The organism is Pseudomonas sp. Mn2068 (genome assembly GCF_049319725.1).
In the GTDB taxonomy this organism is placed as follows: domain Bacteria; phylum Pseudomonadota; class Gammaproteobacteria; order Pseudomonadales; family Pseudomonadaceae; genus Aquipseudomonas; species Aquipseudomonas gingeri.
The window spans coordinates 418,224-435,865 of the sequence record NZ_JBMOUG010000002.1 but is presented as its reverse complement, the minus strand read 5'-3'; the positions used below and the strand labels follow the sequence as shown (position 1 = coordinate 435,865).

Below are 17,642 nucleotides of genomic sequence, written 5' to 3'. Positions count from 1 at the left end.
ACCAATCCTCGATATGCTGGACGCCGCTAGAAAACACCCGGGATTGCCGGCGGCGCGATCATCGTGCCGCCAGCGCCGACACCTTTGTTGAACCGCCGTCCCGCTTCAGTTGCCCAACATTGCTGCCCCACTGCATAAGGTACCGATCATGACCCTGCCCCAGGAAATGACCCTGATTGAAATCACCACCCCCGGTGGCCCTGAAGTCCTGCAACCGCGCCGGGCCGACGTGCCGGTGGCGGGCCCCGGCGAGATCCTGATTCGCGTGCATGCCGCCGGGGTCAATCGCCCGGACGCCCTGCAGCGCGCCGGCAAGTATCCGATGAAACCCGGCATGAGCCCGATTCCGGGGCTGGAAGTGGCCGGCGAAGTGGCTGCGCTGGGTGATGGCGTCAGCGAGTACGCCATCGGCGATAGAGTCTGTGCCCTGACCAATGGCGGCGGTTATGCGCAGTTCTGCACGGTGCCCGCCAGCCAGGCATTGCCGATTCCCGAAGGCATGGACTGGATTCAGGCCGCCGCCATCCCGGAAACCTTCTTCACCGTCTGGGCCAACCTGTTCGGCCTGGGCGGCGTGCATAAAGGCCAGCGCGCGCTGATTCACGGCGGCACCAGCGGTATCGGGACCACCGCACTGATGCTCTGCCGCGAATTCGGCATCGAAGCCTTCGCCACGGCCGGCAGCCCCGACAAATGCGCCGCCATCGCCAGCCTGGGTGCCGAGCCGATCAATTACCGCGAGCAGGATTTTGCCCGGGTAATAGCCGAAAAGACCGGCGACAAAGGCGTCAACGTAGTCCTCGATATCATGGGCGGCTCGTACCTGGGCAACAATCTCAAGGCCCTGGCCATGGAAGGTCGCCTGGTGATGCTGGGTTTCCTCGGCGGGGCCAAGGGCAATGACGTCGACCTGCTGACCATCATGGCCAAGCGCGCGATTATCACCGGCTCCTTGTTGCGCTCACGCACCCGGGAGGAAAAAGCCGAGATCGCTGCCCAATTGCGCGAACATGTGTGGCCGATACTGAGCGCCGGGCGTTGCCTGCCGATGATCGACAAGGTCTACGCCTACACCGACGCCGCCCAGGCCCATGCGCGGATGGAAGGTGGCGATCATATCGGGAAGATTGTGTTGCGGGTGGCATAGACATCCCCCGTCTCTGTCCCACCAGACGCCCCGGCGGCCGTCGACGAGCTCGGCGCACCCGCGTCAACGCCGGGCTTCGAACACTCCCCGCGCAATCGCCCGCGCCACGCAGTCGGCCGCCGCCGCGCCGATGCAGCCGATCTGCACCTGGCGCCGTGGCCCTTCCACCAACGGCAAGGCGCCGGAAGCCAGGGCGAACACCGTATCGCCATCGAACGGCAGGTGCGCCGGACGCACCGCCCGGGCAATGCCATCCTGGGCCATGATCGCCACCCGCTTGCACTCGGCCGTGGTCAGCCGGGCATTGCAGGCCACCGCTACCAGCGTGGTATTGGCCCCGGCCTGCAGCCGTCCCATGCTGTCCAGGCGTGACAGTTCGGGCATCGGGTCACTGGTGTCCATCACTGTCGTCGGGCGTACGCCACCGAATTCGCCAGCGATTTCCCAGGGCCAGGACCAGAAGGTCCGGCCGTCCGGCATGTACACCGAACCGATGGGATTGGCCACCACCAGCGCCGCCACCACCAGGCCGTCGTCGAGTGCCAGCGAGGCCGAGCCCAAGCCGCCCTTGAGTACCCCGGCCATGGCGCCGCGACCGGCCCCCACCGAGCCCAGGGCAAAGTCTTCGGCGGCATTTTCCAACGCCTCGAAGCCCAGCCGGCGATAAGGCGGTTCAAGCCCCCAGTGCTTGTCACCGCCATTGGCCAGGTCATGCAGGACGGCAGCGGGAACAATCGGAATCGCCGGCGCACCGGCTTTCAGGTGCAGGCCCACTTCCTCCAGGGACAAGGCCGCCGCCACCGCATCCGCCGCCCCCAGGCCGAATACCGAGCCCCCGGCAAACACCAGCGCATGCAACTGCCCGACCATGTTCTCCGGTTCCAGTGCCGCCGACTCCCGACCGCCCGGACCGCCACCGCGGATATCGATGCTGGCGGTCCAGGCACCGTCGGTACGGATCACCGTCACGCCCGTATCGACACGCCGGTCGGTAGCGTGCCCGACGAGGACGCCAGGTACATCGGTCAACAAATTGCGGGACCCCGGTAACGGCATAAGAACATCCTGGAAAAAGAGAGTGGCAAACCCTTCAGCAAGTGATGTGCCAGCCCGTCCTCCCCCGGTTTGTTCGGTGTCACCCGGCATCGGCTGCTGCTTAATCAACACTCGCCCTCCGACTGCTGACAAACCAACACCCGCCCCTGTCACGTCTCCCGCCCCGAAGCGACTGTAGAAAAACCAACAGCCTGGAATGACGTTGTTAGAAAAACACCAGATTTTGCCCAGACACACAACCAAGTCATTGTTTATAAAAGATTTTTATAAATGGCACAGGCCTTGCTCTACCGCCTGCAGCAGAGCTTGAGACCGCGGCCACCGTGCCGGTCCGGCAACAAGCCGTCACTGACCACGCTTGCGACGACCCGCCACGACACCGTCGCCTTACCCGACAAGGTTGACCCCGACCGGGGACATACCGGGGATCCCATTGGAGCGATTCACATCATGAGTTCGACACGCGCCGCCGGCCGCCAGGCCCGCACCACCTTCACCCACAGCCTGCTGTTCCTCGCGGTTTGCGAGGCCCTGAGCTACAGCAGCCTGGCCCTCGCCGCCGACACCGCCGGCAGCGACAACCCACTGGACACCGTGGTGGTCATCGGCAACCGCGGCCAGGCCCGGACCCTGGCCGAAAGCACCGCCCCGGTGGATGTGATTTCCTCCAAGCAGTTGCTCGCCACCGGCCAGGGCGACCTGACCCGCGCCCTGAGCAAGGTACTGCCGTCACTCAACCTGCCGGCGTCCTCCGGCTACGGTTCGACCTCGGTGGTGCGCCCCATCAGCCTGCGCGGCCTCAACGGCGACCAGGTGCTGGTGCTGGTCAACGGCAAGCGCCGGCATAACAGCGCCCTGCTGAACAACGGCACCTTCCTCAACTCCGGCTCGCAGCCGGTGGACCTGGACATGATCCCGACCGCCCTGGTCGACCATGTCGAAGTACTGCGCGACGGGGCCTCGGCCCAGTACGGTTCCGACGCCATCGGCGGCGTGGTGAACATCGTGCTCAAGCAGACCGACCACGGCGGCAGCCTGTCCACCACCTACGGCCAGAACTTCGAGAACGGCGACGGCGAGACCGCCCGGCAGACCGGCAACCTCGGCCTGTCGCTGCCCAACGACGGCTTTATCAACCTGGCCCTGGACGTGAAGAAACAGAACGTCTCCGACCGCTCCGACGACGCGCCCTATACCGACAGCGCCGGCAACACCAGCCAACGCCACACCTACTACGGCACCGGCCTGCCGGAGTCGCGCAACTTCAGTTTCGGCTACAACGCCGAGCTGCCGGTGGATGACGCCCTGACCCTGTACTCGTTCTCCACCTACACCCGACGCAACTCGGAAAAACCCCTGGCGTTCCACCAGCCGGCCAGTTTCGACGGCATCGCCACGCCATTCCCGGAAGGTATCGAGGACTCCCTGCGCTTTATCGAAAACGACTTTCAGGTGGCGTTCGGCGGCAAGGGCAAGGTCGCCGGCTGGGACTACGACCTGTCCAGCACCTACGGCCAGGACCACGCTCAGGCGACCCTGCGTGACACCTATAACCTGAGCTACGGGGCGAACTCGCCGACGTCGGTCGACACCGGGGTCAAGACCTTCAGCCAGTGGACCAACAACCTCGACCTGACCCGCGCCTTCGACTTCGGCCTGGCCAAGCCGACGCAGATTTCCTGGGGCCTGGAACAACGCTACGAGAACTACAAGATCGGCAAGGGTGACTACGAGTCCTATGCCCTCGGCAACTTCGCCACCGGGGCCAGCGGCAACCCGATCGCCCCGGGGACCATCTCCGGCGCCGGCACCACCCCGGCCGACGCCGCCGAGAAAGGCCGGACCAGCGTCGCCACCTACGCCGAGATCGGCCAGGACCTCACCGACAAATGGCATGTCGACCTCGCCGGGCGCTACGAGCACTACAACGACGGCTCCGGCACCACCACCAACGGCAAGTTCGCCACCCGCTACCAGTTGACGCCGATCCTCGCCGTGCGCGGCAGCTTCAGCACCGGCTTCCGCGCGCCGTCGCTGGCCCAGCAGATCTACAGCTCGACCTCCCAGAGCAGCGTCAACGGCAACCTGATCGACTACCGCAACGTCGCCGTCGACTCGGATGTCGCCAAGGCCCTCGGCGCCTCCACCCTCAAGCCGGAGAAATCGACCAACTTCGGCCTGGGCCTGACCCTGCAGCCGATCGACAACGCCAGCATCACTCTCGATGCCTACCAGATCAAGATCAAGGATCGCATCGCCCAGACCGGCTACCTCGGCGGCACCCCGCAAATCAACGCGATCCTCGCCGCAGCCGGCCTCAACACCAACCAGGCGGTGACCTACTTCACCAACGCCCTGGACACCACCACCCGCGGCCTCGACCTGGTCGGCGATTACCGCCAGGACCTCGGCGCCTACGGCAGCCTGCGCTACAGCCTGGGCTTCAACTGGAACACCACCGAGATCGACTCGATCCACGCCTCGGACGTCGCCCAGCAGGCCCTCGGCCCGGACGGCGGCTACGACCGCCAGCGCCAGGGCAACCTGAAGTACGGCACGCCTGAGTCCAAGCTGCTGCTGGGCGGCACCTGGAGCATCGACAAGTTCGACGTCGGCCTGAACCTGACCCGCTACGGCGAATATACCCAGTACGGCACCGCCGCGATCTACGACCGCACCTTCTCGCCGACCTGGATCACCGACCTCAATATCGACTACCACCTGAACAAGGCCATCACCCTCACCGCCGGGGCCAACAACCTGTTCAACATCTACCCGGAACGCACCAAGCTGCCGAGCAGTTCGGGGGCCTTCCCCTACGGCAACTTCTCGCCCTACGGCACCACCGGCGGCTACTGGTACACCGGCGTGACCTACAACTTCTGACCCTCCTGGCGGCGCCATCGACCCAGCCGGTCGCCGGCGCCGCCCCGCTCACCGGGAGCCTGCCCATGACCCGCCGTACCGATCAACTCAAGCTGGGGGCCTTCCTCGCCAACAGCGGTCATCATGTCGCCGCCTGGCGTCATCCCCTGGCCCAGGCCGATGCCAGCCTGGACTTCGGCCACTTCAAGGCGATTGCCCAAACCGCCGAACGCGGCAGGTTCGACGCCCTGTTCGTCGCCGACGTGGTCGCGCTATGGGGTCATCATCACGATGCCCTGAGCCGCACCGCCCGCGCCGAACACTTCGAGCCGCTGACCCTGATGTCCGCCCTCGCGGCGGTCACCACCCATATCGGCCTGATCGCCACGGCCACCACCAGCTACAACGAGCCGTACCATATCGCGCGCAAGTTCGCTTCCCTCGATCACCTGTCCGGCGGTCGCGCGGCGTGGAACCTGGTGACCTCGGTGGTCTCCGACGAGGCCTGGAACTTCGGCCGGGAAAACCATATCGACCACGGCGACCGCTACCAGCGCGCCGAGGAATTCCACGACGTGGTCAAGGGCCTGTGGGACAGCTGGGACGACGATGCCTTTGTCCGCGACAAGCGCAGCGGCCAGTACTTCGACCCGGACAAGCTGCACACGCTCAACCATCGGGGCGAACACTTCCGCGTACGCGGCCCGCTGAACGTCGCCCGACCGCCCCAGGGCCATCCGGTGCTGGTCCAGGCCGGCGCCTCGGAAGCCGGCAAGACCCTGGCCGCGCGCGTTGCCGAACTGATCTTCGCGTCCCATCACGACCTGTCCGCCGCCCAGGCGTTCTACCAGGACATCAAGGCCCGGGCCGCCGATTTCGGCCGCGATCCGGACCATATCAAGATCCTCCCCGGCGTCACGCCCTTTATCGGCGAGACCCGCGAACAGGCCCAGGCGCTGTTCGAAGAGTTCCAGGCGCTGATCGACCCGGTACTCGGCCTGCGCCTGCTGGCCGACACCCTCGGCGACGATATCGACCTGAGCGGTCATGACCTCGACGGCCCGCTGCCGGATACCCCGGTGGGCCAGCGCGGCAGTCGCCGGGACAAGGTGCTGGAACTGGCCCGCAGGGAAAACCTCAGCATCCGCCAGCTGTACCTGCACCTGGCCGGCGGTAATCCGGTGATCGGCACGCCCGCCGATATCGCCGACAGCTTCGAGGCCTGGTTCCAGGCCCGGGCCTGCGACGGTTTCAACGTGTTCTTTCCGTACTACCCGGGCGCCATCGAGGTGTTTGTCGATCAGGTGATTCCACTCTTGCAGGAACGCGGGCTGTTCCGTCGCGAGTACGCCGGCCGTACCCTGCGCGAAAACCTCGGGCTGCCTCGCCCGGCCAACCGGTTCAGCCGATCATGAGCGGCGGTTTCTCACTGGGCTTTCTCAGCCGGGTCTATCGCCCGACCTTCGACCCGCAGGTCTACCGCGACACCCTGGAGTTGTTCCGGGTCGCCGAGGAACTGGGTTTCGACAGTGGCTGGGTGGCCCAGCATCATTTCGCCAGTGAACAGGGACGCCTGCCCTCGCCCCTGGTCCTGCTGGCCGCCATCGCCCAGCGAACCCGCCGCATTGCCCTGGGCACCGGGATTATCGTCCTGCCGCAGGAAGAACCGCTGCGCCTGGCCGAGGACGCCGCGGTACTCGACCTGCTGAGCAACGGGCGCCTGGAACTGGGCCTTGGCGCCGGCTTCGACCCGCAGACCTACGACGCCTTCGGCCTCGCCCACGCTGAACGGCACCGCAACTATGAAACACGCCTGCAGCGCCTGCGCTCGGCCCTCGGCAACACCCCGTTGAACGACGACGGCCTGCGCCTGCTGCCCCGCGCCGAAGGACTCGGACGGCGTCTGTGGGAAGCGACTTCGCGGGTCGAACTGGTCGCCGCCCGCGGCAACGGGCTGATCATGGCGCCCAATCCGCACCTGCCGGCCGAAGCCGGCGTGGAACTGGTCGAACGTTACCGAAACGCCTGGACCGGCGACAACGGCACTCCGGCCAGGGTCGCCCGGGTGCAGGCGGTATTCCCCGGCGCGGACGCGGCGGCCGAGGGCTCGGCGCTGCACAGCGATATCCTCGGCTATGTGCGGCGCCAGCAGAGCATCGGCGTCTACCGGGCCGGGCTCGATGACGACTTCAACAGCGTGCTCGGTCGCCTCGGCGTGCTCCATGGCTCGCCGCAGCAAATTATCGAAGGCCTCGCCCAGGGGCCGCGACTGAGCGCCAACGACCAGTTGATCGTCCAGGTCCAAACCGCCAATACCCCGCTGCGCGAGGCCATCCGTTCGCTGGAAATCATCCGAGAACAGATCGCCCCCGCCCTGGGTTGGCGCCCCCACAGCGAGCGCCCAGCGCCTCTGGAGAACCACCGCCCATGAGCAGTGCCAAACCCTTCAAGCTGGGTTTTCTCAGCCACGCCTTCGGCGACGATCCACGGCAGGTCTACCGCGACCTGATCGAGCAGTTCGAGGTCGCCGAAGCCCTCGGCTTCGACGGTGGCTGGATTGCCCAGCACCACCTGAGCAACGGTTTCGGACGCCTGCCTTCGCCGCTGGTGCTGCTGGCGGCGGTGGCCGAGCGTACCCGGCGGATCGAGCTGGGCACGGGGGTCATCGTCCTGCCCTTCGAAGACCCGGTACGCCTGGCCGAAGATGCCAGCGTACTCGACAGCCTCAGCGGCGCACGCCTGCAACTGGGCCTGGGCAGCGGCGGCGCCAACCTCGACAACTTCGCCGCCTTCCGCCGCGAAGCCGGACAGCGGCAACAGGACTTCGCCCACCATCAGCAACGGTTGCAGCAACTGCTCGAAGGCGGCCCGGTGGATGCCAGCAGCGACCTGACCCTGCAGCCGCCGGCCGCTGCCCTGGCAGGCCGACTCTGGCATTCCCATGGCAGCCTCGAAGGCGCGGCCTACACCGCGCGCCAGGGCAACGGCCTGCTGCTGGGCACGGCGACCCATGATCCGCTGACCGTGCAGAAGCCCCTGGCCGACGCCTATCTGCAAGCCTGGACGCATGACGACAAACCATCGCGCATCGGCGTGGTGCGGGCGATCTTCCCCGCCGCCGACCGCGCCAGTGCCCGGGCCGAACTGGCGGTCGATATCGAGCGACATATCCCGCGGCTCAAGCGTGAAGGGCTGATCGACGAAGCCGTCGACCTGGAAGAACACCTGCGGTTGATGAACGTGCATCATGGCCATCCAGACGAAGTGATCGCCAGCCTGCGCCAGGACCCGTCGCTGCTGCCCTATGCCGACTACGTGATCGCCGTGGTCCAGGCGGAAAGCTCGACCCAGGAGCAGATTCTCCGCCGCCTGGAGATCCTCGCCCGCGAGATCGCCCCGGCACTCGGCTGGCAACCCACATGAACGCCACGCCCCCTGTAGGAGCCGGCTTGCCGGCGATAGCGCCCGCACCGGCACCGCAGGGCTCAAGGCCCCCATCGCTGGCAAGCCAGCTCCTACAAATCCTGCGGCCATCCCCTAACCCCCGATCCAACACCTCACCTGTAGGAGCCGGCTTGCCGGCGATCGGCAACAACGCGCAGTATCTGACACACCACCGCCACCCACCCCGAACCTCTCCGGAGGCCCCCCATGGCACTTGAATTCAGCTGGCAGTTGCCGCTTTGCGGTCCCGGCCAGACCCCGGGGTGGGCCCAGCGCCCCGGCGAATGGATGCAACTGGCCCAGGCCGCGGAATACGCCGGGCTCGATGGCCTGTGGATTCCCGGCGGCGCCCATTGCGCCGACAGCCTGGGCGTGGCGGCGGCGCTCTGCGCCCATACCCGGCGGGTGCAACTGACGGTCAGCGTGCCACCGGAAGTCATGCTTCCGGCCGCCCTCGCCGCCACCTTGCAGAGCCTGCAATCGATCAGCGCCCACCGCGTGCGCCTGCACCTGCCCGACAGCGAGCAAGGCAGCCTGCGCAGCGCCTTCGGCGAGTGGCTCAACCGCGACCAGCGCAACGAGCGGATCGGCGAATACCTGGATATCCTCGGCCCGCTGCTGCAGCCCGACAGCGCCGAGTTCAACTATGACGGACGCTACTTCCAGCTGGAAAACGCCGGGGTCGCCCGCCGCCCGCTACCGGCCCCGCCGATTGTCCTGGATGACTCCCAGGACGCCGCACTGATCGCTCGCCATGCCAGCTTCTGCCTGCTGCGCTCCGGCTCGCCGGACTGGCTGCAACAGGCCATCGAGCGGCTGCGCGGCAACGCCGGCCACCCAGGTTTTGCCAGCAGCTTCGGGCTGATCGTACGCGACACCGAGGACGAGGCCTGGGACGCCGCCGAGGCCTCCCTGGAACAGGTGCCGCTTCAGGCCCATGAAACCTCCGCCCGGGTCCTGCCGCTCAAGCGTCATCGGCATCCGGCCCGGCGCTTTGAAATCCACCCCAACCTGTGGCAGCCCCATAGCGATCAACCGCTGTTTATCGTCGGCACCCCGCACCAGGTCGCCACCCGCCTGCAACAGTTGCATGGCCTGGGCCTGGAACAGGTGATCGTCCACGGCCAGCCGGCGGTCCGCGAGGTGCTGCGTTTCGGTGAACAGATCCTGCCGTTGCTGACGGCCCAAGGCTTGCGCAAGGAGCGCACCGTGCATGACCAATGACCCTCGTACCCCGCTCGAAATCGACTGGTTCCTGCCGACCAATGGCGACGGCCGCCACCTGACCAGCAGCGGCCTGCCCAAGAGCGGGTTGCTGCAGGCCGGCGAACGGGCCCCGACCCTGGACTATCTGCGCCAGATCGTCCGCGCCGCCGAACTGGCCGGCTTCGATTCGATCATGGTGCCCACCGCCAGCGGTTTCGAAGACCCCTGGCTGATCACCGCGGTGCTGGCCCAGGAGGTGCGTCGGCTGAAGTTCCTGCTGACCTTGCGCCCCGGCCTCGAACTGCCCGCCTATACCGCGCACCGTGCCGCGACCCTGCAACTGCTCAGCGAAAACCGCCTGGCCTTGCATGTGGTCAGCGGTTCCAGTCGTTTCGAACAGCGCTCGCTGGGGGACTTTCTAGAGCATGACGAACGCTACGCCCGCACCGCCGAATTCCTCCAGGTGTTCCAGGCGGTCTGGGCCGGCAAGGGCCTGCCGTTCCACGGTCGTTACTACCGCAGCAGCAGCGCGACGCCGATCACCCCCCATGCCTCGGCGCCGGCAATCTACTTCGGCGGGGCCTCGACCGCGGCCGAACAGGTCGGTGCGGCCCATGCGCAGACCTACCTGATGTGGTGCGAACCTCCGGCGATGATCGCCGAGCGCATCCAGCGCATGCGCGAACTGGCGGCGCTGCAGGGCCGCAGCCTGCGCTTCGGCCTGCGCCTGCACATCTTTGCCGCGGCTACTGACGATGCGGCCTGGGCCCATGTCGAAAAGCTGCTGGAGGAAATCCCCAAGGAAGCCATCGAGCGCGCCCAGGTACAGATGGCGGCCTATGAGTCGGTCGGCCAGACCCGCCAGACGCAACTGATCCAGGGACGCGGGCGGCGGGCCCGGGAACTGGAAGTCTCGGCCAATCTCTGGGCCGGTGTCGGTCTGGTCAGGGGCGGTGCGGGAACCGCCCTGGTGGGCAGCTACGAACAGGTGGCCGAGCGGATCGAGGAATATCACCAACTGGGGGTCGACAGTTTTATCCTGTCGGGCTTTCCGCATCTGGAGGAAGCGATTCACCTGGGCAGCGAACTGCTGCCGCAACTGCGCCGGATCGGCGCGGCACAGCCCAAAACCCAACACCGCCCCCGGTAGGAGCCGGCTTGCCGGCGATCCGCCAAAGGCGGCCATCCCCCCTATCCCCCAACCAAACAACCTCAGGACTTAACCCGCCCCTTGAGCATCCCATGGTTGACCAGCAAGGTACGCATCGCATTGCGGGTGATCCCCAGCAACTCGGCCGTGCGTAACTGGTTGAAGCCGCAGAAGGCAAAGGCCTCGCGCACGATCAGGTCCTCGATATCGTGCAGCAGGGTTTCCCCCGGCACCTCGAACAGACGCAGCAACTGCTCGCGCATCACGTCCTGGGGAACCCGCGCCACGCTGCTACTGGAGCTTGCCCGCGAAGCGCTGAGCCCGGCGGAGAACTTCAGGTGTTCCGGGCGGATCGGCTTGTCGCCCGCCACCAGCAGGGCCAGGTGCACGACGTTTTCCAGCTCGCGGATATTGCCCGGCCAGGGGTAGTCGAGCAGCGCCTGGGTGGCCGCTTCGGAAAGCATCGGTTCGCTGATTTTCAGGCGCAGGCTGTAGAGTTTGCGAAAGTGTTCCACCAGCGGCAGGATGTCCAGCGGACGCTCGCGCAACGGCAGCACCTGGACCTGGGCGACATTGATCCGGTAGAACAGGTCCAGGCGAAAATTCCCTGCCTCCACCGCCTGCTCCAGGTCGATGTTGGTCGCCGTCACCAGGCGGATATTGATCTTGATCGGCTTGCGCGAACCGACCCGGACGATTTCCTGCTCCTGCAGGGCCCGCAGCAGCTTGACCTGCAACGGTAGCGGCAGGTCGCCGATTTCATCGAGAAACAGCGTGCCGCCGTCGGCTTCCTCGAACCAGCCGGCACGCCGCCCGACCGCCCCGGAAAAGGCCCCGGCCTCATGCCCGAAGAACTCGCTCTCGGCGAGGGTTTCGCTGATCGCCCCGCAGTTCACCGGCACGAAGGCGCCGCTGCGACCGCTGGAGGAATGGATATAACGCGCCACCAGCTCCTTGCCGGTACCGGTCTCGCCATTGATCAGCACCGGCGCTTCGCTGGGACCGACCCGCTGCAGGTAATCGAGCAATTGCCGGGAGCGCGGGTCGGCAAACACCAGGGCCTTGGCGCGAATCGACAGCGGATCTTTTTCGCCCTGCGGCAGGGTCAGGATCGGACTGGGATGTCCGGGGCTCGTACTCATAGTTTGGCGATGGAGACTTCTGTGGATTTGACGAAGGCGATCACCTCGCTGCCGACCGCCAGTTCGAGGTCGCGGACCGAGCGCGTGGTGATGACGGAAGTGACGATACCCGAAGCGGTTTGCACATCGATCTCGGAGACCACGTCACCGATGAGGATTTCCTTGATGACGCCACGGAACTGGTTACGGACGTTGATCGCTTTGATGGTCATGGGGCAGCTTCCTGTCTGGTAAAGGGGCACGTACATCGTGCAGTGCTGGAGCTAAAGTGCACCTTTATCGGATTTTTCAAAAGGAATTAATAATCATCATTTTATTCCTTAAATGAATAAGCAATCCGATCCTCCTCACCCTGCTGCCGACATGGCTAGAATCAGATTCCAGAGAACTGCGCGACGGAACCCCGGGGGCCCGCCGCTGCCACATGGATAACTCCAAGGAGGCTTCAATGCGAACGCTCGATCTGGCCGGCGTGGCCGTTCCCGTCATTGGCCAGGGCACCTGGCGCATGGGCGAGGACCGGCAACAGCGCTCCCATGAAGTGCGTGCCCTGCAAACCGGGATCGAACTGGGCATGAGCCTGATCGATACCGCCGAAATGTATGCCGAGGGTGGCGCCGAGGAAGTCGTCAGCCAGGCCATTGCCGGGCAACGCGACAAGGTGTTCCTGGTCAGCAAGGTCTATCCGCACAACGCCAGCCGCAAGGGCATTCCCCTGGCCTGCGAACGCAGCCTGCGACGCCTGGGCACCGACCATATCGACCTGTACCTGCTGCACTGGCGCGGCCAGTACCCGCTGGAAGAAACCGTCGAGGCCTTCGAGCAACTGCGCGAACAGGGCAAGATTGGCCGCTGGGGCGTATCCAACTTCGACGTCGAGGACCTGCAGGAACTGGCCTCGCCGTTCTGCGCCACCAACCAGGTGCTGTACAACCTGGAAGAGCGCGGTATCGAGTTCGACCTGCTGCCGTGGTGGCAACAACACAACCTGCCGCTGATGGCCTACTGCCCGGTCGGCCAGGGTGGTGCCCTGCTCGACAGTTCGACCCTCCAGCATATCGCCGAACGGCACAACGCCACGTCGGCGCAAGTGGCCCTGGCCTGGGTGCTGCGCCAGGACGGCGTGCTGGCGATCCCCAAGGCGGTCAACCTGGAGCATGTGCGGCTCAATGCGGCGGCGGCCGAACTCAAGCTGGACGAGCACGACCTGGACGCCATCGACCGGGTGTTCGTCCCGCCCAAGCGCAAGCATCGGTTGGCGATGGTGTGAGGATTGGGCGTGCGGAAAGGCTGGGCGTGGACTGCTTTCAGGTTATGGAGGGTGGTTTTCGCCACCCCCCATATCGCGATGCGATGCGCGTGATGGATCCTGAGCCCACAAGGCTTCGAAACAGGCCTGCGCAGCCTTGAGGATCAACTCGACGTCATGATCAAGATCGACACCCCGATGTGCGCTGACCAGGTCCATCTCCGTACTGGGATCTTGCCGTGGCAGCCAGACCTCAAACGGCAGGCCGTCGATGGTCTTCCACTGCGCACTGCAGAGCCTGGTCGGATGTTCGGACATCCTCAAAAAATAAAGGTTGTGATCAGGCCATGGGGCTGGGAACCAGTGATAGCAAACGTACTCTGATGTGCCAGTACAGGCCACATAGAAGCTCTCTTCTGGACACCTCGCCCACCTTCTCGCTTTTCTTCCTCCCCCTACTTTCTCTGACAAGGACAGTCTCATGCCGATTCGGCCGCCTGTGGAAACTGAAGCACGTTTGCGCGCCAGCGTTGATGCGATACTCAGTTCGGAAGTGAGTGGCGCACGGCGCATTTGGCCAGTGTTATTCGTGGCAACTTTCCTGGGAAGGCTCCGTACCCTGATTGCCGCCGGAGCTGCCATGATACTTGTGCTTCTCACCGGCTGCGGAACAACCAATACCGTCTTCCTGGGAGATGAGGTCACGGGTAAAAAGCTGAACGAGTGGAAGACCGACTGCCGTAAATTGCCTCGGGTCTACAGTGGTCTCTCCTATGACATCTGCGTGTTGTTCAGTAGCCCTACCGAGGCCATATGGGGTGGTAGGCCAACCAGCCTTCACCTCTTTCCGTTTCTGGATGCCGGCCCCTCGATCATCGCCGATACCCTCCTGCTGCCGTACACTATTTACAGGCAGCACAAGGACGGCAGCATTCAGTTCCTGAACAGCAAGGACGATATCTCGCCGGAGCTCATCGATATGCTCAGCGGCAAGAAGCCCATTCCGCACTATAGCGGTTGGGGATGGACGCCAGAGAGTTCGGACAGTCATGACTGAGGACGTCGGCACAGGCCATACCCCTTGGCATAAGGATTTCAATATGGATGTTCTAACAGTCCGAAACTGGCATCAGCAACGGGCCGCTTTTGGCTGAAGCGGCCCTACGAGAGGGTTGCTAGAGAAGCACCCAGAATGCACGGTTATCGATTGGTCGGCGGGACGCATGGCCTGCATCGAAGCCGAGGGTGTGGATGTTGAGACGCTAGCGGAAATTATCCAGGACGTTGCTGAAACTGTTTGGGGTGAGCACAGCTCGGTCGTCGATGCTTCGTATGAGGAAATGAGCAGAGCGTGATCCGAAGCGCTTATGCATGGACCCGCTCCTGAGCAATAATCGGCCAAGCGCGCGTGGTCCGCAGGTCACCGTAATCGAAGGAATGTTTGTAATGAATCACCATAACAACGACTTGAGGGCCGATTTCATAGAGGTGCTCAAGGAAATCAGCGCGCTGATGTCCATTGCATACGAACAAACCGGCCCAGTACCGGATGACCATCCATTAGCTCAGGCAGGTTTAGAGAATGGTGGTGAAATCGTTCTGGATTATGTCGATCACAACGAGGCTGGAATAGCGTTCGAACACCTGCTTTACATGATTAATGAGCCACCGCTCATTGTTTCTGACGAGTGCACAAAGATCTTGGCCCACATCGCAAAGACGCTGGATATGCCGTTTACAGGGGACGAACGCGGCGGTCTATGAAGGGCTGTTTTTGGCCGGTTTCTGCCTATGCTGACCGGCTGCAATGGGTCGTTAGCTGCCGGTCGTGGATGGGTACTTTCCTCATTAGACATGCGTGCGAGTGGTCAGATCGAAAGCTAGTGACCGGTCACGTCGAATGTAAACGTGTGTTCACATGGATGCAATTACGCAGGCGACTGATCAACTCCATCGATCCCATCAAAACTATCCAGTCTCGAAATCATCATCCCGCCCTCGAATCCAGTCATGATCAAAAACCTCAAGGGTACCGATGAGCCCCTCCTTCGACTTCATTAACAGTTCTTCTTGCTCACTGACAGCCAACGCAAGCATCTGAATGGCTGACCTGGCTACGCGAAGCGCACTCATGGCCGTTGCAGTAAATCGATCAAAGTCATGATGTTCGATTTCGGCAGCCTGTCTACACTTAGTGATATCTCCTAGGTCATGCAAGACCACAAAGCGATGTGTGCCGGCATTACGTAGGTCTTTAAGGGGACGCAGAATGCCGCTCCTTGCCTCATAGTCATCGGCCAGTTCGACCAGGCCATAAAGAGCATGTACGCCTTCTCGAACTATGGCTTCGACTTTAGATGTCAGTAGTTTTTCGCCCTCCTTGTTTGGCCTTAGACGCCAGATCTTCCCGAAAAAGATCTCATGCGGTTTCAGACCTAGGTCGAAGTAGTGATTCGCGGCGGCAGCAACCTTGTCTAGGAGGTCTATAGCTGTGCGGTGAGCAAGTATTAATGCAGACGTAGCTGGGCCATATACGGCGTAATCCAAAGTGTCATCGAAGCACCCCGAGGTAGGCCACCCGGCCTCATTGCGAGAACGCCAGGCAAGATCACGGGCTAGAATGAAGTCACCTTTCATCTGGTTGAACATCGCAAATATCGGTGGAGGCGTTGTTCCTTTTCCATTCTCTCGCTCCAGAATGCCCGGCAACCGCAACCAATCAAGCTTGCTCATTTCGGAATCTACAAGCTCAACAGTCGGGCCGAGAGTTAGCCGCTCCTTCTCAACCCAGGAAATGAAGGGGTCGCTATGCGGCGCCCTTGGCGGCGGCTCTTGGAAACGATTGAGAAAGCTAAGCATGCCATCTGCTGCCTGCAGCCCCGCGTATTCTATGATTCGATCCCGGTTATCCCGTGCCACCTTGGCGTATGCAGCAGCCTCTAGTATCGCGAGATCCGAACAGAGGCCCATTTGGTAGCAGTAAATCAGGTACCTAGCAGCGGCGTGAGCAGCCACGCCGTTTTTCCGATCCAGAGCCATGGCAGCACGTCGGGCATCGTGACACTCGCTCCAGCGTTGGCTATCTGCCAACTGATTAGCGAGATTCGTCCAGCTCTGCGTCCGCGCAGACGCGCTTGCTTTGGTATCCTGAGCCACACTCCAAAAGCATGCCCTAGCCTCCGAGCGGGCGTGCCTAGTGCCTTCCTTATGATCCAACCACTCGGTCCCATCCGGCGCATAGCCAATTGAGCTGACTATCGCAGTGCCTAGGTTGAAGACGATATCCGCTGTGGGGTACTGGCTATGGAGTTCACGGTAGAGAGCAAGCCCATCATTGATCGCATCTTGCTGTTGGCACTGCACTCCAGCATTCACCAACGTAGCAGCGCGCAGCTGCATCTTGTTGGGGCGATTTGGCCCTTCAAGACTTAGCGCTCTCGCTTGCCTCAATGCCTCGTCAGGATCGGTGCCTATCAGGTAATCAAGGTGAGCAGAAACTTCGTCAAAATTGAAAGAGTCGTCTACCACAGTTCCTTCCCCATCGATGAGCCACCTATACGGTTACGCCCCAGAAAGGAAGGCGCAATCTGCATGATACCCCCTCCTGCCTCTGGAGCTTCACGGGAGATGGGTTTGAAGCGCAACTAGTTCCGTCCGCTTTTGGCCGATAGCAGCCTGTATCCCCTTGCCGCCCCTAAATACCCTGCCGACGCATGGCCAGTATCGCCGCCCCAAAACCAATAAACGTCGTGCCCACCACCCGGATACATATCAACAAGGCTGGTCCCATTCAAGGCCGTGTAGATTTTATAGACGGCACTCGGAACCTCTATCGTCGGTCCGGGAGCGCCCTTGGGTACTTGTCCAGTTGTTTTTCCTTCAGGATGGGTGCTTTCATTTATCATGATTAACTCTCCTTGTTCTTAATCTTGCGCATGTGCAATGCTCATGATGTATATGCTATTTCGAAGTGGTATCGCCTAGATTCAGGCGGCGGGTAAACTTCACAGCCCATGCGCCGTTACTGAATAGGTTGCCCCTCCCCCGGGGCGACTCTCGCCAAATCCACCCGGCACGGTCTTTACCCTCCCACCACCGGCAAACAGAAACAGGCAAAGCCCAAATAAGCCCGCGACTCGACCATCCGGTTGATGGCCGAGATCATCTGCGCACTGGAGAAATGTGCGTTCATTTGCGCCTCACTGGCCCAATAACCCGCCAGAATCCAGGTGCGCTGATCCTGCGGGCAAGGCGTCAGCCCATAGCCCAGGCAGCCCGCCGACTCAGCCAGCCTCGAGGCCAGGGCCTGTAGAATATCCAGGGCACAGCCCTCCCCGGCGTTCAGGCGAATATGCACGGTATTGACGGCAACGATCGGCATGA

15 protein-coding genes and 1 pseudogene are annotated in these 17,642 nt (G+C 63.2%); 10 read left to right on the top strand and 6 right to left on the bottom strand.

Translation table 11 applies throughout. The features are described 5' to 3' along the window. Positions 1-148 precede the first annotated feature (148 nt). A complete protein-coding gene (locus ACL9RJ_RS06385; RefSeq protein WP_422765045.1) occupies positions 149-1,147 on the top strand; it encodes an NAD(P)H-quinone oxidoreductase in 999 nt (332 codons plus the stop codon). Between the two features lie 63 nt (positions 1,148-1,210). Here ACL9RJ_RS06385 and ACL9RJ_RS06380 read toward each other — a convergent pair whose 3' ends face one another. After that, positions 1,211-2,203 carry a P1 family peptidase gene (locus tag ACL9RJ_RS06380; protein ID WP_103032723.1) on the bottom strand — a complete coding sequence of 331 codons (993 nt, stop codon included), beginning with the start codon at positions 2,201-2,203 and terminating at the stop codon, positions 1,211-1,213. 450 nt (positions 2,204-2,653) lie between these two features. Here ACL9RJ_RS06380 and ACL9RJ_RS06375 point away from each other — a divergent pair, with 450 nt between their 5' ends. From ACL9RJ_RS06375 to ACL9RJ_RS06350, 6 genes are all read left to right on the top strand, one after another. Continuing rightward, on the top strand, positions 2,654-5,089 hold the full coding sequence (locus ACL9RJ_RS06375) for a TonB-dependent receptor plug domain-containing protein (RefSeq protein ID WP_177087760.1): 2,436 nt from the start codon (positions 2,654-2,656) through the stop codon (positions 5,087-5,089). A gap of 65 nt (positions 5,090-5,154) precedes the next feature. Beyond that, positions 5,155-6,483, top strand: coding sequence for an LLM class flavin-dependent oxidoreductase (locus ACL9RJ_RS06370; protein ID WP_177064952.1), 1,329 nt, complete (start codon positions 5,155-5,157; stop codon positions 6,481-6,483). Continuing rightward, entirely contained in the window at positions 6,480-7,499 is a 1,020-nt protein-coding gene (locus ACL9RJ_RS06365) for an LLM class flavin-dependent oxidoreductase (protein ID WP_422765044.1), read from the top strand. The genes ACL9RJ_RS06370 and ACL9RJ_RS06365 overlap by 4 nt, the downstream gene beginning before the upstream one ends. Then, positions 7,496-8,491, top strand: a complete 996-nt coding sequence (locus ACL9RJ_RS06360; RefSeq protein ID WP_422765043.1) for an LLM class flavin-dependent oxidoreductase — start codon at positions 7,496-7,498, stop codon at positions 8,489-8,491. Before ACL9RJ_RS06365 ends, ACL9RJ_RS06360 begins: the two co-directional genes overlap by 4 nt. A gap of 228 nt (positions 8,492-8,719) precedes the next feature. After that, positions 8,720-9,736: an LLM class flavin-dependent oxidoreductase gene (locus tag ACL9RJ_RS06355; protein ID WP_177064946.1), complete on the top strand. Its 1,017-nt coding sequence runs from the start codon at positions 8,720-8,722 to the stop codon at positions 9,734-9,736. Next, positions 9,726-10,868 carry an LLM class flavin-dependent oxidoreductase gene (locus ACL9RJ_RS06350; RefSeq protein ID WP_422765042.1) on the top strand — a complete coding sequence of 381 codons (1,143 nt, stop codon included), beginning with the start codon at positions 9,726-9,728 and terminating at the stop codon, positions 10,866-10,868. Before ACL9RJ_RS06355 ends, ACL9RJ_RS06350 begins: the two co-directional genes overlap by 11 nt. Before the next feature lie 62 nt (positions 10,869-10,930). Here the strand turns inward: ACL9RJ_RS06350 and ACL9RJ_RS06345 are convergent, their stop codons facing one another. Both ACL9RJ_RS06345 and ACL9RJ_RS06340 read right to left on the bottom strand, forming a co-directional pair. After that, positions 10,931-12,010 carry a sigma-54 interaction domain-containing protein gene (locus ACL9RJ_RS06345; RefSeq protein ID WP_177055790.1) on the bottom strand — a complete coding sequence of 360 codons (1,080 nt, stop codon included), beginning with the start codon at positions 12,008-12,010 and terminating at the stop codon, positions 10,931-10,933. After that, positions 12,007-12,222 carry a TOBE domain-containing protein gene (locus ACL9RJ_RS06340; RefSeq protein WP_017124334.1) on the bottom strand — a complete coding sequence of 72 codons (216 nt, stop codon included), beginning with the start codon at positions 12,220-12,222 and terminating at the stop codon, positions 12,007-12,009. The genes ACL9RJ_RS06345 and ACL9RJ_RS06340 overlap by 4 nt, the downstream gene beginning before the upstream one ends. 236 nt (positions 12,223-12,458) lie before the next feature. Here ACL9RJ_RS06340 and ACL9RJ_RS06335 point away from each other — a divergent pair, with 236 nt between their 5' ends. The 3 genes from ACL9RJ_RS06335 to ACL9RJ_RS06325 all read left to right on the top strand — a co-directional run bounded on the left by ACL9RJ_RS06335 (position 12,459) and on the right by ACL9RJ_RS06325 (position 15,023). After that, entirely contained in the window at positions 12,459-13,280 is an 822-nt protein-coding gene (locus ACL9RJ_RS06335) for an aldo/keto reductase (RefSeq protein WP_422765041.1), read from the top strand. Between the two features lie 460 nt (positions 13,281-13,740). After that, on the top strand, positions 13,741-14,316 hold the full coding sequence (locus ACL9RJ_RS06330) for a YceK/YidQ family lipoprotein (protein WP_422765040.1): 576 nt from the start codon (positions 13,741-13,743) through the stop codon (positions 14,314-14,316). A gap of 389 nt (positions 14,317-14,705) precedes the next feature. Further along, complete coding sequence (locus ACL9RJ_RS06325; protein WP_177058542.1) at positions 14,706-15,023, top strand: hypothetical protein; 318 nt, start codon at positions 14,706-14,708, stop codon at positions 15,021-15,023. A 204-nt stretch (positions 15,024-15,227) separates the two neighbouring features. Here the strand turns inward: ACL9RJ_RS06325 and ACL9RJ_RS06320 are convergent, their stop codons facing one another. The 3 genes and pseudogenes from ACL9RJ_RS06320 to ACL9RJ_RS06310 form a co-directional block, all read right to left on the bottom strand. After that, complete coding sequence (locus tag ACL9RJ_RS06320; RefSeq protein ID WP_422765039.1) at positions 15,228-16,787, bottom strand: LA2681 family HEPN domain-containing protein; 1,560 nt, start codon at positions 16,785-16,787, stop codon at positions 15,228-15,230. Positions 16,788-16,953: 166 nt separating this feature from the next. After that, positions 16,954-17,022, bottom strand: a pseudogene (locus ACL9RJ_RS06315) (LysE family translocator); the annotation flags it as partial. A gap of 318 nt (positions 17,023-17,340) precedes the next feature. After that, on the bottom strand, positions 17,341-17,640 hold the full coding sequence (locus ACL9RJ_RS06310) for an antibiotic biosynthesis monooxygenase family protein (RefSeq protein ID WP_422765038.1): 300 nt from the start codon (positions 17,638-17,640) through the stop codon (positions 17,341-17,343). Positions 17,641-17,642: the final 2 nt, after the last annotated feature.